This is a genomic window from Burkholderia sp. KJ006, from assembly GCF_000262695.1.
Taxonomy (GTDB): Bacteria; Pseudomonadota; Gammaproteobacteria; order Burkholderiales; family Burkholderiaceae; genus Burkholderia; species Burkholderia vietnamiensis.
In genome coordinates this window covers 51,417-64,883 of the sequence record NC_017920.1, presented here as the reverse complement: position 1 = coordinate 64,883, position 13,467 = coordinate 51,417, and the positions used below count along the sequence as shown (strand labels likewise).

The window sequence follows — 13,467 nt, the reverse complement described above, 5'->3', positions numbered from 1 at the left end:
GCGATGCCGGCATTCCGTTTCGAAGCGATCGACTCGGCGGGGCGTGCGCAGAAAGGCGTGATCGACGCCGACAGCGCGCGCGCCGCGCGCGGCCAGCTGCGCACGCAGGGGCTCACGCCGCTCGTGGTCGAGCCGGCCGCCAGCGCGACGCGCGGCGCGCGTTCGCAGCGCCTCGCGTTCGGCCGCAAGCTGTCGCAGCGCGAGCAGGCGATCCTCACGCGCCAGCTCGCGAGCCTGCTGATCGCGGGGCTGCCGCTCGACGAGGCGCTCGGCGTGCTCACCGAGCAGGCCGAGCGCGACTACATCCGCGAGCTGATGGCCGCGATCCGCGCCGAAGTGCTCGGCGGCCATTCGCTCGCGAATGCGCTCGGACAGCATCCGCGCGATTTTCCGGAGATCTACCGCGCGCTCGTCGCCGCCGGCGAACATACGGGCAAGCTCGGCATCGTGCTGTCGCGCCTGGCCGACTACATCGAGCAGAGCAACGCGCTCAAGCAGAAGATCCTGCTCGCGTTCACGTATCCGGGGATCGTCACGCTGATCGCGTTCGGCATCGTCACGTTCCTGCTGAGCTACGTCGTGCCGCAGGTCGTCAACGTGTTCGCGAGCACCAAGCAGCAGTTGCCGCTGCTGACGATCGTGATGATGGCGCTGTCCGAGTTCGTGCGGCACTGGTGGTGGGCGATCCTGATCGCGGTCGCGCTCGTCGTGTGGATCGTGAAGTCGACGCTGTCGCGCGCCGGGCCGCGGCTGGCGTTCGACCGCTGGGTGCTGACCGCGCCGCTCGCGGGCAAGCTCGTGCGCGGCTACAACACGGTGCGCTTCGCGAGCACGCTCGGCATCCTGACCGCGGCCGGCGTGCCGATCCTGCGCGCGCTGCAGGCGGCCGGCGAGACGCTGTCGAACCGCGCGATGCGCGCGAACATCGACGATGCGATCGTGCGCGTGCGCGAAGGCTCCGCGCTGTCGCGCGCGCTGAACAACGTGAAGACGTTTCCGCCGGTGCTGGTGCACCTGATCCGTTCCGGCGAAGCGACCGGCGACGTGACGACGATGCTCGACCGCGCGGCCGAAGGCGAGGCGCGCGAGCTCGAACGGCGCACGATGTTCCTGACGAGCCTGCTCGAGCCGCTGCTGATCCTGGCGATGGGCGGGATCGTGCTGGTGATCGTGCTGGCCGTGATGCTGCCGATCATCGAGCTGAACAACATGGTGCAGTGACGGCGTGGCCGGCGCGTGCGCCGGCGCCGCTCAGCGCATGTAGATCGCGGGGGACGGCGTGTTGGCCGGGAGTTGGACTTCGGCGCGCGCGCCGTTGCGGTCGACGATGATCGAGCGGCTGCGCACTTCGGCGAGCTTCGCGCCGGGCGCGAGCTCCGCGCCGAGCGACACCGCGCGCGGCGGTTCGCCGCCGATGCCGACGATCGCGGCGCCGCCGTGATCGAGCGCGAGAATGCCGAACAGGTGGATGTCCTGCACGGGATTCTTGTCGAGCTGTCCGCCGAAGAGCGCGGCGGCGTCCTCGGTGCGGATCGGCAGCCGCGCGGCGGCGGCAGGCAGCGGCGCTTCGCGGGCCGACAGCGTGACGACCCAGTAGGTGGCCGTCGCGCACAAACCCGCGAAGAGGGCGAGGGAGAGGATCCGGATCGAGAGCGCGTTCATGCGCGCTATTGTACGGATCTATATGAAATTTGCGTTGAGTGAAAGCCCTCGGCGATGCGCGCCTTACAATGCGTGCTCCGCGCCCCGGGTATCGGAAGCCTGCCGTCAGGTATGCGGCCGCGATGCGCAGGGTGCGTCACTCAATCGACGACATTTTTTGGAAAGAGGTAGTCATGCAAACGTGGATCACTCGCCGTAATGCGGCCGTGCGCCGTCAGCGCGGTTTCACGCTGATCGAGATCATGGTGGTGGTCGCGATCCTCGGGATCCTGGCGGCACTGATCGTGCCGAAAATCATGAGCCGTCCCGACGAGGCGCGCCGTATCGCCGCGAAGCAGGACATCGGCACCATCATGCAGGCGCTCAAGCTGTACCGTCTCGACAACGGCCGCTATCCGAGCCAGGAACAGGGGCTGACCGCGCTGACCCAGAAGCCGACGACCGATCCGATCCCGAACAACTGGAAGGACGGCGGCTATCTCGAACGCCTGCCGAACGATCCGTGGGGCAACGCGTACAAGTACCTGAATCCGGGCGTGCACGGCGAGATCGACGTGTTCAGCTACGGCGCCGACGGCAAGGAAGGCGGCGACGGCAACGACACCGACATCGGGTCGTGGCAGTAAGCCCGCGCTGACCGGTCCCGCCTTCGCCGCATTCTTCCCCTCATGCCCGCCCCTCGCACGCCGTCGCGCCCCGCTGCCGCATGCCGCACCGCCGGCCGCGTGCGCGGCCGCATCGCACGCGCGCAGGCGCGCGGCTTCACGCTGCTCGAGATGCTGGTCGTGCTGGTGATCGCGGGCCTGCTGGTGTCGCTCGCGTCGCTGTCGCTCACGCGCAATCCGCGCACCGACCTGCGCGAGGAAGCGCAGCGCATCGCGCTGCTGTTCGAGTCGGCCGGCGACGAAGCGCAGGTGCGCGCGCGGCCGATCGCGTGGCAGCCGACCGCGCATGGCTTCCGGTTCGACGTGAGCTCGCCCGACGGCTGGCGCACGCTGCGCGACGATCTGCTGCGTCCGCGCGACTGGGACGGCGGCGTGACGGGCGCCGATATCGACTATCCGGGTTCCGACACGCGCGCGAGCCGCGTCGTGTTCGGTACCGAAAGCATCGACACGCCGGTGCGCGTGACGCTGCATTCCGCCGCCGGTAGCGCGACGATCGTCGGCACCGGCAACGGCCGCTACGAGGTGCAATGACGATGCGTCGTCGCCTGCGCTTCCCGGCCGCTTCCTCGCAGGGCTTCACGATGATCGAGGTGCTCGTCGCGCTCGCGATCATCGCGGTCGCGCTCGCCGCGTCGATCCGCGCGGTCGGCACGATGGCGACCAACGCCTCCGATCTGCATCGCCGGCTGCTCGCCGGCTGGAGCGCCGACAACGCGCTGGCGCAATTGCGCCTCGCGCATGCGTGGCCGGAGGTCGGCGAGCAGAGCTTCGACTGCTCGCAGGGCAACGTGCAGCTGGTGTGCACGCAGCGCGTGAGCAGCACGCCGAACCCGGTGTTCCGGCGCGTGCAGGTGTCGGTGAGCATGCCGGGGCGCGCCGGCGTGCTCGCACAAATGGTGACGGTGGTCGCGAATGAAACCAGCCGTCCGCTCTGACGCGCCGCCGCGCCGCCAGCCGGCGCGCGCCGCCGCCTCGCGGCGCGTGCGCGGCTTCACGCTGATCGAGCTGATGATCGCGATCGCGATCCTCGCGGTCGTCGCGATCCTCGCGTGGCGCGGGCTCGACCAGATCATGCGCGGCCGCGACAAGGTCGCCTCCGCGATGGAGGACGAGCGCGTCTTCGCGCAGATGTTCGACCAGATGCGCATCGACGCGCGGCTCGCCGCGACCGACGACGAAGCCGGCCAGCCGGCGATCGGCGTCGCCGGCAATACGCTGCAGATCGTGCGCGAACTCGACGTGCCGGGCGCCGCGCCGCGGCTGCAGGTGGTCCGCTACCGGATCGCCGGCGGGCGCGTCGTGCGCTACGCATCGCCGCCGCTCGACGACGCGAACCGCCTGCGCGACGTGCTGAAGGACAGCAGCGTCGACGGCTGGAGCTGGGTCGCGCTGATGGGCGGCGTCGGCGCGATCGACGCGAAGCTGTACGTGCCGCGCGTCGGCTGGACCACCAACCTGCAGACGGCCAACGACGCGCTGGCGCAGAACAACGATGCGCTGAAGGTGCCGCAGATCGGCAACGCGCCGCCCGCGCGCGCGGTGACGGGCCTGCAGGTCAGCATCGGCGCGACGTCGCTGCGCGTGCCGGTCACGCGCATTTTCCTGGTCGGGGAATGACGATGCGCGCCCGCCCTTCCCGCTTCCGGTTCGCCGCGCGCGCGCAGCGCGAGCGCGGCGCGGCAATCATCACCGCGCTGCTGGTGGTCGCGCTGTCGGCGATCCTTGTCTCCGGGATGCTGTGGCGCCAGCAGGTGCAGATCCGCCGCATCGAGAACCAGCGCGTGCTCGCGCAGGCGCAGTGGGTCGCGCGCGGCGCGCTCGACTGGACGCGCATGATCCTGCGCTCCGAAGCCGACACGGCGCCCGGCATCACCTATCTCGGCGGAATCTGGGCCGTGCCGATCGCGAAGACCAAGCTGTCGGACTTCCTCGGCCGGATCGGCGCGCCGAACGACAACGGCGGCGAGGACACCTACATCTCCGGCTCGATCGAGGATGCGCAGGCGAAGTACAACCTGCGCAATCTCGTGTCGTCGCCGGCGCCGGGCGTGCTGCAGCTCAACGTCACGCAGCTGCAGGCGTTCCAGCGGCTGCTGGCGACGCTCGGTTACGACGGCGCGCTCGCGAAGCGGATCGCGCTGCAGATGCGCGCCGGGCTGATGCATTCGGCGACGCGCTTCCAGACGCTGGCGCTGCCGGGCGCCGGCACGGCCGCGACCGCGCCGGTGCCCGGCGGCGACATGGCCGGCAACTTCACCGACGAACCGGGCATGTCCGACACCGAGCGCGGGCCGGCGCCGCTCGTGATGACGAGCGTGGACAGCCTGCTCGACGTCGACGGCGTGACGTCCGAGATGGTCGCGCGGCTGCGCCCGTTCGTCACCGTGCTGCCGACCACGACTCCGGTGAACATGAACACCGCGCCGGCCGAGGTGATCGCCGCGCTGGTGCCGGGGATGAGCGTGTCGTCGGCGCAGGCGCTGGTGTCGCGCCGCGAGACGGTATTTTTCCGCAACGCTGGCGACGTGCAGCTCGCGCTGCGCGGCGCCGGTGCGCCGAACGCGACGATCGACTCGAGCCTCGTCGACGTCAATTCCAGCTATTTCATCGTGCACGGCCGGATCCAGCACGATCGCGCGGAGGTCGATCGCACCTCGCTCGTGTATCGTGATCCGACCACGCATTCGACGCGGGTCGTGCGCATCCGCGACCAGCTATAACGACGCCATTCGGGAGAGGAGCTCTTGAGCACGCTGATTGTTTCTTTGCCGCCGCGCGAGCCGGCCGTGCCGTTGCAGGAATGGCAGTGGCCCGAGCTGCCGTTCACGCTCGTGGACAAGGCCGGCCAGGTGCAGCGCGCGGGCCGCGCCGCGCTCGCGCTGCTGCCGCGCGCGAACGCGACGGTGCTGATCGTCGCCGCGCGCGACGTGCTGCTGCTGGCCGCGACCGTGCCGCCGCTCAAGGGGCCGAAGCTGCGCCAGGCGCTGCCCAACATCGTCGAGGATCAGCTGATCCAGGATCCGCTCGGCTGCCATATCGCGCTCGATCCGGTCGCGCTGCCCGACGGCCGCCGCGTGCTGGCCGTCGTCGATCGCGCGTGGTTCCGCACGATCTGCGACGCGTTCATCGCGGCCGGCCACCGGCACCTGAGCGCGGTGCCGGCCACGCGCTGCCTGCCCGCGCCGCGCGCGAGCACGGCCGACGCCGCCCTGCCCGCCGACGGCGACGCCGCGCCTGCCGCCGCACTCGCAGCCGACGCCGCGCCGCTCGCACGGCCCGCGCCGGTGGCCGCGGTGCTCGGCCTCGCGACGACGGTCGAACCGGCGCTCGTCGAAGCCGGCGCGCAGCCGGGGGCGGCCGCGGCGCCGCGCTACGAATTCGCGATCGCGCGCGGTGCGCTCGGCGAAGGTTTCGCCGCGCCCGCGGCCCGCGCGGGCGGCACGCTGGCCGCGCTCGCGGGCGGCGCCGACGTCGAACTGTACGAACTCGGCGAGCCGGGCGCGGAGCCGCGCCTCGCGTCGGTCGGCCGCAGCGACGCCGCGCTGTTGCCCGGGGCGCAGCCGCTGGCGTTCGACGTGTTCGCGCGGCGTGCGCTCGACGAGAAGTTCGATCTCTGCCAGTTCGAATTCGAATCGCAGCCGTGGCGCTTCGATCGCGCGACGGTGAAGCGCCTGCGCGTGCCGATCGCACTCGCGGCGGCGACGCTCGGCGTCGCGGTGATCGGGATGAACCTGCACTGGTGGAAGCTGTCGCGCGAGCGCGATGCGCTGTCGGCGCAGATCACCGAGACGCTGCTGTCCGCGTTCCCGAAGACGACCACCGTGCTCGATCCGCCCGCGCAGATGCAGCGCCAGCTCGATCAGCTGCGGCTCGCGGCCGGCGAGCTGTCGCCGAACGATTTCCTCGCGCTGGCGAGCGGGCTGTCGCGCTCGATGGGCGCGCTGCCGCAGAATGGCATCGCCTCGCTCGATTATCACGACCGGCGGCTCGACGTCGGCTTCAAGCCGGAGGTCAAGGTCGACCCCGATTTCCCGCAGCGTCTCGCGCGCAACGGGCTGGCCGGCGAAGTCGACAGCAGCACCGGCAAATGGACGATCCGGAGCCGCTCATGAACACCGCACAACTGAACGAGACGCTGGCCCAGTTCTGGGGCGAGCGCACGCCGCGGGAACGCACGCTGCTCGGCTGGGGCGGCACGGTGCTGGCCGTCGCGATCGCGTATTCGGTGCTGTGGTCGCCCGCGCAGGAAGGCCGCGCGCGCATCCAGCACGAGTTGCCGACGCTGCGCCGCGAGCTCGCGCAGATGACCGCGCAGGCCAACGAGGCGAAGTCGCTGACCGCCGCCGCGCAGGGCGTCGCGCCGACCGGCCTCGCGCTGAAGGACGCGCTCACCGCGTCGCTGTCCGATCACGGGCTGCAGGGCGCGCAGGTGCAGGTGGTCGGCAACGGCGTGCAGGTCCAGATGAAGAACGTGTCGTTCCCGGCATGGACGCAGTGGCTCGACGATGCGCGCCGGCAGTTCAAGGTGCAGGTCGGCGAAGCGCACGCCACCGCACTGAAGGATGACGGTCAGGTCGACCTGACGGCCGTGATGCAACCCTCGATGCAGAAATGACGCAGTGAACGAAACAAGCGACGCCCGGCCGATGCGGCCGGCACTCAGGCGGCTCGTCGCCGTCTTGCCGTGGCTGGCGGCCGGCGCGCTGGCCACGGCCGCCACGCTCGTCGCGCTCGCGCCGGCCGCGTGGATCGCGCCGCAGTTCGCGCGTGCGACCGGCGGTCACGTCAATCTCGTCGATCCGGACGGCTCGCTGTGGCACGGCTCCGGCACGCTGATGCTGGCGCCGGGCGCGGACCAGAGCGCCGCCACGCTGCTGCCGGGCCGCGTCGAATGGACCACGCGCTTCTGGCCGCTCTTGACCGGCCGCGTGCAGATGCGCATGCGGCAGACCGAGGCGATGCCCGATGCCGTCACGCTCGACGCGACGTGGCGCGGCGCGGTGCTGTCGGCCGGTGCGATGGCCGTGCCCGCTTCGCTGCTCGCCGGGCTCGGCACGCCGTTCAACACGCTCGACCTGCAGGGCGACGTGCGGCTCGGCTGGACCGACTGGCGGCTGATCGGCAACAACGCGTTCGGCCAGCTGACGGTGACGATCGATTCGATGAGTTCGCGCGTGTCGCGCGTGAAGCCGCTCGGCTCGTACCGCGCGGTGCTGCAGGCGAAGGGCGCGGACGCCGATCTCGACCTGTCGACCACGCAGGGCCCGCTGTTCCTCGACGGACACGGCGGCTTCGGCCCCGGCCACGGGTCGTTCCGCGGCACCGCGCACGCGGCGCCGGAGCAGCAGGCGAACCTCGCGGGGCTGCTGAACCTGCTCGGACATCCGATCGGCAACAACCAGGTGTCGCTGATCTTCGGCGACGCGATGCGCTGAGCCGCCGCGGCCCGCGCCGCGGCTCCCGTTACTGCTGCGCGAGCGGCGCGGCGGCCGTCGCGCCGGACGCCGGCATCGCGGCGGGCGCCGCCATGCCGCCCGTCTCGCGCGCCATGTCCGACGTATCCCAGCCGCCGCCGAGCGCCTTCACGAGCCCGACCGACGACACCATCCGCTGGCCGCCGAGCGTCGCGAGCTTCTGCTGCGCAGTGAACGCGGTGGTCTGCGCGGTCAGCACGTTCAGATAGGCGACCGTGCCGGCCTTGTACTGGTTCGTGACGATCGCCAGCGCCTGCTCGGCGCTCGCGACGGCCTGCCGCTGCACGTCGACTTCGTGCGCGAGGATGCGCTGCGACGCGAGGTTGTCCTCGACGTCCTGGAACGCGGTGAGCACCGCGAGCCGGTACGCGGCGACGTCCTGATCGTAGGTCGCGCGGGCCGCGTCGGTCTGCGCGGCCCGCAGGCCGGCGTCGAACAGCGTCGCCGCGAGCTGCGGGCCGACCGTCCAGAACCGTGCGGGCAGCGTGAACAGCTGCGACCACACCGAGCTCTGGAAGCCGCCGCTGGCCGACAGCGTGAGCGTCGGGAAGAACGCGGCGATCGCGACGCCGATCTGCTCGTTCGCGGCGGCCGCGCGGCGCTCGGCGGCCGCGATGTCGGGCCGGCGCTCGAGCAGCGCGGACGGCACGTCGACCGGCGTGACCGGCGGCTCCTCGGCGAGCGGGTTCGGCGGCAGCGAGAAGGTCGATGCCGGTTCGCCGATCAGCGTCGCGATCGCATGCTCGTATTGCGCGCGCGCGACGCCGTTGTCGATCGACGCGGCCTGCGCGCTCTGCAGCTGGGTCTGCGCCTGGATCACGTCGGCGCGCGCGGCCACGCCCTGCGCGTACTGGTTCTGCGTGAGCTTCAGCGAGTCGCCGTACGACTTCACCGTGTCGTCGAGCAGCTTCTGCAGCGCATCGGACGTGCGCAGCTGGAAGTACGTCTGCGCGAGCAGCGCCTGCTGCGACAGCCGCGCGTTCGCGAGATCGGCCGCGGCCGCCGCTTCGCCGGCGCGCTGCGCGCTGACGTTGCGGCTCACCTTGCCCCACAGGTCCGGCTCCCAGCTCGCATCGAGGCCGACGCTGTAGCTGTTGCCGATCGCCGAGCCGCCGCCGAACGTGGACGAGCCCGACGACGACGCGCGTCCCGTACGCGAGCGCGTGCCCGACGCCGTCAGCCCGACCGTCGGGAAGTACGCGGCGCGCGCCTCGGTCACGAGCGCGCGTGCCTGCCGGTACGCGGCGGCCGATTGCGCGATGGTCTGGTTCGACGCGTTGAGCTTGCCGATCAGCGCGTCGAGCTGCGAATCGCCGTAGACGGACCACCACGGCCCGCGATCGGCCCGGTCGGCCGGCTGCGCGACCTTCCAGCCGGCCGGCGCTTCCTTGAACGCGGCGGGAATCGTCGTGTCGGGCCGGTGATAGTCGGGCCCGACCGCGCAGCCGGCGAGCAGCACGGCCGTTGCAACGGCAACGGCGGCGCTCAGCGGGCGAAAGGCGCGCGGGAAGGAGGCGTACGGCATCGTGAGGTTCCTGTCTGGGTGCGGCGGCCGGCGAGCGGCGTCGCGCAACGCGCGCGGTGCGGACGTTCAGCCGCTGGCGGACAAATGGTAACTGACGGCGGGAAAGCTGCGCAGCCGTAAGGGTAAGGTGCGCGGCCGCACGCATGTGTTACCGGTGCGGACGGCCGGTTTACCGGTCGTTACGGCGGGCTTGCGTGCAAAACGGGCCGGCTGCGCCGACCGCACCGCGCGTTGCGGCGGGCCGATTCAACGGCGAAGGCAACGGCGACGGCGTGCGCCGCGCCGCGTCAGTGGCAGCGCGCGGGCACCGGCAGGGGATCGACGGCGGGCCGCCATGGCGATGGGTCGGGTGCCGCCGTCTGAGTCGTGCGGTGCCCGGCGCGGCCGGCCCGTTTCGCGCTGCGCTGGCGCCGATGATCGAACCACGCGAACCCGAGCGCCGCGAGCGAGCCGCCCGGCACCACCAGCATCGTCACGTACAGCGCGATCTTCCAGCCGCGGTGCGGGCCGGCGAACGCATGATGAGCGGTATCGGTCAGGTTGCGGCGCAGTGCGCCGGCGGCGTTTTTCAGGAACAGCATGGGGAACATCCTCGGGTGCCCGGCAGGGCGGGCGCGGCGGTCAGAACATAGTCTCCGGCGGTGCGACGTGCACGTCGTAACTGGTTGCCTGAAATAATATTGACCAAGCAATCATTTTTCAAGATACTGGGCGCGTTTTGTCCTGAAACGCACTGTTGCTGCGCGCAATCGCAATGAACGGCGGCCTTTACGATCCCGACACCATCGAGCTGGAAACGAGCCTCGGTTATTTCCTGACCAAGGCTCGGCAGGCGCTCGTCGAGCGGATGGATCGCGCCCTCGAGCCGTACGACCTCACCGCGCAGCAGATCGGCGTGATCCTGCTGCTGTCGCGCGGCTATGCGCGCACGCCGTTCGAGCTGTCGCGCAAGATGTCGTACGACAGCGGCTCGATGACGCGGATGCTCGACCGTCTCGAGCGCAAGGGCCTGGTGGCCCGCGCGCGCAGCGAGCAGGACCGCCGCGTGATCGAGCTGACGCTGACCGAGCGCGGCGCCGAGGCGGCGCGGGCGTTGCCGTCGCTGATCGCGACCGCGCTGAACGCGCAGCTGGCCGGCTTCTCGGCCGACGAGCTCGCGACGCTCACCGGCCTGCTGCAGCGCTTCATCGCGAACGGCCCCGGCGACGCCGGCTGCCCGAAGCCCGACGAATCCGACGAACCCCACTGTTGAGCGCGGAGGCCCGATGTTCCGGTTTAAGCATTCGCTTATTTGTCTGTCTGGGCAGAAGATGACCGTGCAGGTGCCCCGCGCGCCCCTTCATTCGTTCCACCCGGTCGCGCCGCACGGTTCCGTGTGCCCGCGCCTTGTGCCGACGCGTTGCGCGCGTCGCGTCTAGGAGATTCCGATGTCCACCACCACGGCATCTGCCGCGTCCCCTGCCGCCGAACCGGCGCCGCTCACCGGCGGCGCGCTCGCGCTGCTCACCGTCGGGCTCGCGCTCGGCACCTTCATGGAAGTGCTCGACACGTCGATCGCGAACGTCGCGGTGCCGACCATCTCGGGCAGCCTCGGCGTCGCGACCAGCGAAGGCACGTGGGTGATCTCGTCGTACTCGGTCGCATCGGCGATCGCGGTGCCGCTGACCGGCTGGCTGGCGCGGCGGGTCGGCGAAGTGCGGCTGTTCACGCTGTCGGTGCTCGCGTTCACGATCGCGTCGGCGCTGTGCGGCCTCGCGTCGAACTTCGAGACGCTGATCGCGTTCCGGCTGCTGCAGGGCCTCGTGTCGGGGCCGATGGTGCCGCTGTCGCAGACCATCCTGATGCGCAGCTACCCGCCCGCGAAGCGCGGGCTCGCGCTCGGGCTATGGGCGATGACGGTGATCGTCGCGCCGATCTTCGGCCCGTTGCTGGGCGGCTGGATCAGCGACAACTACACGTGGCCGTGGATCTTCTACATCAACCTGCCGATCGGGATCTTCTCGGCGACCTGCGCGTACTTCCTGCTGCGCGGCCGCGAAACCCGCACGAGCAAACAGCGGATCGACGCGATCGGCCTCGCGCTGCTCGTGATCGGCGTGTCGTGCCTGCAGATGATGCTCGACCTCGGCAAGGACCGCGACTGGTTCAACTCGAGCTTCATCGTCGCGCTCGCGCTGATCGCGGTGGTGTCGCTCGCGTTCATGCTCGTGTGGGAAGCCACCGAGAAGGAGCCGGTGGTCGACCTGTCGCTGTTCCGCGACCGCAACTTCGCGCTCGGCGCGCTGATCATCTCGTTCGGCTTCATGGCGTTCTTCGGCTCGGTCGTGATCTTCCCGCTGTGGCTGCAGACGGTGATGGGCTACACGGCCGGCAAGGCCGGGCTCGCGACCGCGCCGGTCGGGCTGCTCGCGCTGGTGCTGTCGCCGCTGATCGGGCGCAACATGCACCGGCTCGACCTGCGGATGGTCGCGAGCTTCGCGTTCATCGTGTTCGCGGTCGTGTCGGTGTGGAATTCGACGTTCACGCTCGACGTGCCGTTCAACCACGTGATCCTGCCGCGGCTCGTGCAGGGGATCGGCGTCGCGTGCTTCTTCGTGCCGATGACGACGATCACGCTGTCGAGCATTTCGGACGACCGGCTCGCGAGCGCGTCGGGGCTGTCGAACTTCCTGCGCACGCTGTCCGGCGCGATCGGCACCGCGGCCAGCTCGACGTTCTGGGAGAACGACGCGATCTACCACCATGCGCGGCTCGCGGAATCGGTGAGCGTCTATGCGCAGAACACGACGGACTACCAGGCCGCGCTCGCGCAGCTCGGGGTCGTCGGGCAGACGGCCAACGCGCAGCTCAACCAGCTCGTCACGCAGCAGGGCTTCATGATGGCGACCAACGACTTCTTCCACCTGTCGGCCGGCGTGTTCATCGCGCTCGCGGCGCTCGTGTGGATCACGAAGCCGAAGAAGGGCGCGGGGCCGTCGATGGGGCATTGAGCCCCGCCGCGGCCGGCCGGCGTCGCGTGCCCGGCCGCCGGCCGCGGGCCGCACACATCGCCCACGCCCACCGCCCACGGCACGCATGAGCCGCACGGCCGCCGCGTGCCGATGTCCCGGCCCGCATCACTCGCGCGCGAGCAGACCCCCGAAGGCGAGATCATCGCCGGACGCGATCGGCAGCGTCGCGCGCGCAACCTCGAGCCACGCGCGCGCCGCGTGCGACAGATAACCCTTCTTCAGCCAGCCGAGCGCGATCGCCCACGTGATTTCCGGCTCGACGATCGGCCGGCACGTGAACTGCCGCGCATCGAGCCGCCGGCAGTACGGCTCGGGCAGCAGCGCGATGCCGACGCCCGCGTGCACCAGCGCCGCCATGAAGTCCCAATGGCCGCTGCGGCTCACGATCGACGGCGTGAAGCCAGCCTGCCGGCACGCGTCGAGCACCGCGTCGTGCAGCGCGAGGCTTTCCGCGTAGAACACGAACGACTCGCGCGCGAGGTCGGCGAGCGCCACGGCCGTGTGGTCCTCCCAGCGCGACTCGCGCGGCGCGACCAGCCACAGCGGCGCGCGCACCATCGGCAGCCGCTCGAACGTGCCGGGATCGACCGGCTCCAGCAGCCCGCCCAGCTCCAGCTCGCCCGACATCAGCGCCGCCTCAATCATCCGCGCGCCCTGCTCGAACAGCTTCAGCTCGATGTTCGGATAGCGCTGCTTGTACGCGGCGATGATCGGCGTGAACAACGAGCCGCCGAGCGGCGGAATGCCGATCGTCAGCTCGCCGCGCCCGAGCGTGCCCAGATCGTTCAGCTCCGACTGCAGCTGCGCCTGCGCGGCGAGCACGTCCTGGCCGCGCTGGAACACGATCCGGCCCGCGTCGGTCAGCACCATTTGCCGGCCGTCGCGCAGCAGCAGCGGCGAGCCGATCTCGTCCTCCAGCGCCTTCACCATCTTGCTGATGGTCGGCTGCGTGACGAACAGCCGGTCGGCCGCCGCCGTGAAGCTCTGCTGGCGGACCACTTCGACGAAGTACCGCAGCGCGCGCAATTCCATCGCTTCTCCCCAGATTGGTGCAGCATCTACAGACAGGATTCCGAACTGGAATGATAAGGATAGAGACAAGTCATTTTATTTATGGTTAGGGGAAA

15 protein-coding genes are annotated in these 13,467 nt (G+C 70.6%); 11 read left to right on the top strand and 4 right to left on the bottom strand.

The genetic code is table 11. The annotated features are described in order from the left end of the window. The first annotated feature begins 3 nt into the window (after positions 1 to 3). Positions 4 to 1,221: a type II secretion system inner membrane protein GspF gene (gene gspF, locus MYA_RS00290; RefSeq protein ID WP_011882774.1), complete on the top strand. Its 1,218-nt coding sequence runs from the start codon at positions 4 to 6 to the stop codon at positions 1,219 to 1,221. Positions 1,222 to 1,251: 30 nt separating this feature from the next. Here gspF and MYA_RS00285 read toward each other — a convergent pair whose 3' ends face one another. Then, entirely contained in the window at positions 1,252 to 1,662 is a 411-nt protein-coding gene (locus MYA_RS00285; protein WP_011882773.1) for a hypothetical protein, read from the bottom strand. Positions 1,663 to 1,835: 173 nt separating this feature from the next. Here MYA_RS00285 and gspG point away from each other — a divergent pair, with 173 nt between their 5' ends. The 8 genes from gspG to gspN are packed head-to-tail and all read left to right on the top strand — an operon-like array spanning position 1,836 to position 7,765. Next, positions 1,836 to 2,288 (top strand): type II secretion system major pseudopilin GspG, encoded by a 453-nt coding sequence (gene gspG, locus MYA_RS00280; protein ID WP_011882772.1) that lies wholly within the window; start codon positions 1,836 to 1,838, stop codon positions 2,286 to 2,288. A 42-nt stretch (positions 2,289 to 2,330) separates the two neighbouring features. After that, on the top strand, positions 2,331 to 2,861 hold the full coding sequence (locus tag MYA_RS00275; protein ID WP_041493717.1) for a GspH/FimT family pseudopilin: 531 nt from the start codon (positions 2,331 to 2,333) through the stop codon (positions 2,859 to 2,861). Next, a complete protein-coding gene (gene gspI, locus MYA_RS00270; RefSeq protein WP_014722141.1) occupies positions 2,858 to 3,265 on the top strand; it encodes a type II secretion system minor pseudopilin GspI in 408 nt (135 codons plus the stop codon). The genes MYA_RS00275 and gspI overlap by 4 nt, the downstream gene beginning before the upstream one ends. After that, entirely contained in the window at positions 3,243 to 3,947 is a 705-nt protein-coding gene (locus MYA_RS00265; RefSeq protein ID WP_011882769.1) for a PulJ/GspJ family protein, read from the top strand. The genes gspI and MYA_RS00265 overlap by 23 nt, the downstream gene beginning before the upstream one ends. Before the next feature lie 2 nt (positions 3,948 to 3,949). Then, positions 3,950 to 5,050, top strand: coding sequence for a type II secretion system minor pseudopilin GspK (gene gspK / locus MYA_RS00260; protein ID WP_014722140.1), 1,101 nt, complete (start codon positions 3,950 to 3,952; stop codon positions 5,048 to 5,050). Between the two features lie 24 nt (positions 5,051 to 5,074). Next, entirely contained in the window at positions 5,075 to 6,442 is a 1,368-nt protein-coding gene (gene gspL / locus MYA_RS00255) for a type II secretion system protein GspL (protein ID WP_014722139.1), read from the top strand. Next, the gene (gspM, locus tag MYA_RS00250) at positions 6,439 to 6,945 is read left to right on the top strand and encodes a type II secretion system protein GspM (protein WP_011882766.1); all 507 of its coding nucleotides are present in this window, start codon (positions 6,439 to 6,441) and stop codon (positions 6,943 to 6,945) included. The genes gspL and gspM overlap by 4 nt, the downstream gene beginning before the upstream one ends. 31 nt (positions 6,946 to 6,976) lie before the next feature. Then, a complete protein-coding gene (gene gspN / locus MYA_RS00245) occupies positions 6,977 to 7,765 on the top strand; it encodes a type II secretion system protein N (protein ID WP_011882765.1) in 789 nt (262 codons plus the stop codon). A 28-nt stretch (positions 7,766 to 7,793) separates the two neighbouring features. Here the strand turns inward: gspN and MYA_RS00240 are convergent, their stop codons facing one another. Both MYA_RS00240 and MYA_RS00235 read right to left on the bottom strand, forming a co-directional pair. Then, positions 7,794 to 9,329 carry an efflux transporter outer membrane subunit gene (locus tag MYA_RS00240; protein WP_014722138.1) on the bottom strand — a complete coding sequence of 512 codons (1,536 nt, stop codon included), beginning with the start codon at positions 9,327 to 9,329 and terminating at the stop codon, positions 7,794 to 7,796. A 287-nt stretch (positions 9,330 to 9,616) separates the two neighbouring features. Then, positions 9,617 to 9,910 carry a hypothetical protein gene (locus tag MYA_RS00235; RefSeq protein WP_011882763.1) on the bottom strand — a complete coding sequence of 98 codons (294 nt, stop codon included), beginning with the start codon at positions 9,908 to 9,910 and terminating at the stop codon, positions 9,617 to 9,619. Positions 9,911 to 10,083: 173 nt separating this feature from the next. Here MYA_RS00235 and MYA_RS00230 point away from each other — a divergent pair, with 173 nt between their 5' ends. Next, on the top strand, positions 10,084 to 10,581 hold the full coding sequence (locus tag MYA_RS00230) for a MarR family winged helix-turn-helix transcriptional regulator (RefSeq protein WP_011882762.1): 498 nt from the start codon (positions 10,084 to 10,086) through the stop codon (positions 10,579 to 10,581). Positions 10,582 to 10,756: 175 nt separating this feature from the next. Further along, a complete protein-coding gene (locus MYA_RS00225; RefSeq protein ID WP_014722136.1) occupies positions 10,757 to 12,319 on the top strand; it encodes a DHA2 family efflux MFS transporter permease subunit in 1,563 nt (520 codons plus the stop codon). A gap of 126 nt (positions 12,320 to 12,445) precedes the next feature. Here MYA_RS00225 and MYA_RS00220 read toward each other — a convergent pair whose 3' ends face one another. Continuing rightward, complete coding sequence (locus MYA_RS00220) at positions 12,446 to 13,372, bottom strand: LysR family transcriptional regulator (RefSeq protein WP_014722135.1); 927 nt, start codon at positions 13,370 to 13,372, stop codon at positions 12,446 to 12,448. Positions 13,373 to 13,467: the final 95 nt, after the last annotated feature.

Excerpts from the sequence above, each read along its gene's own strand:
- gspG (WP_011882772.1), top strand. The coding sequence starts at position 1,836 with ATGCAAACGTGGATCACTCGCCGTAATGCGGCCGTGCGCCGTCAGCGC.
- gspF (WP_011882774.1), top strand. The coding sequence starts at position 4 with ATGCCGGCATTCCGTTTCGAAGCGATCGACTCGGCGGGGCGTGCGCAG.
- MYA_RS00275 (WP_041493717.1), top strand. The coding sequence starts at position 2,331 with ATGCCCGCCCCTCGCACGCCGTCGCGCCCCGCTGCCGCATGCCGCACC.
- gspI (WP_014722141.1), top strand. The coding sequence starts at position 2,858 with ATGACGATGCGTCGTCGCCTGCGCTTCCCGGCCGCTTCCTCGCAGGGC.
- MYA_RS00220 (WP_014722135.1), bottom strand. The coding sequence starts at position 13,372 with ATGGAATTGCGCGCGCTGCGGTACTTCGTCGAAGTGGTCCGCCAGCAG.
- gspN (WP_011882765.1), top strand. The coding sequence starts at position 6,977 with ATGCGGCCGGCACTCAGGCGGCTCGTCGCCGTCTTGCCGTGGCTGGCG.
- gspK (WP_014722140.1), top strand. The coding sequence starts at position 3,950 with ATGCGCGCCCGCCCTTCCCGCTTCCGGTTCGCCGCGCGCGCGCAGCGC.
- MYA_RS00285 (WP_011882773.1), bottom strand. The coding sequence starts at position 1,662 with ATGAACGCGCTCTCGATCCGGATCCTCTCCCTCGCCCTCTTCGCGGGT.
- MYA_RS00230 (WP_011882762.1), top strand. The coding sequence starts at position 10,084 with ATGAACGGCGGCCTTTACGATCCCGACACCATCGAGCTGGAAACGAGC.
- MYA_RS00240 (WP_014722138.1), bottom strand. The coding sequence starts at position 9,329 with ATGCCGTACGCCTCCTTCCCGCGCGCCTTTCGCCCGCTGAGCGCCGCC.
- gspM (WP_011882766.1), top strand. The coding sequence starts at position 6,439 with ATGAACACCGCACAACTGAACGAGACGCTGGCCCAGTTCTGGGGCGAG.
- MYA_RS00235 (WP_011882763.1), bottom strand. The coding sequence starts at position 9,910 with ATGCTGTTCCTGAAAAACGCCGCCGGCGCACTGCGCCGCAACCTGACC.
- MYA_RS00265 (WP_011882769.1), top strand. The coding sequence starts at position 3,243 with ATGAAACCAGCCGTCCGCTCTGACGCGCCGCCGCGCCGCCAGCCGGCG.
- MYA_RS00225 (WP_014722136.1), top strand. The coding sequence starts at position 10,757 with ATGTCCACCACCACGGCATCTGCCGCGTCCCCTGCCGCCGAACCGGCG.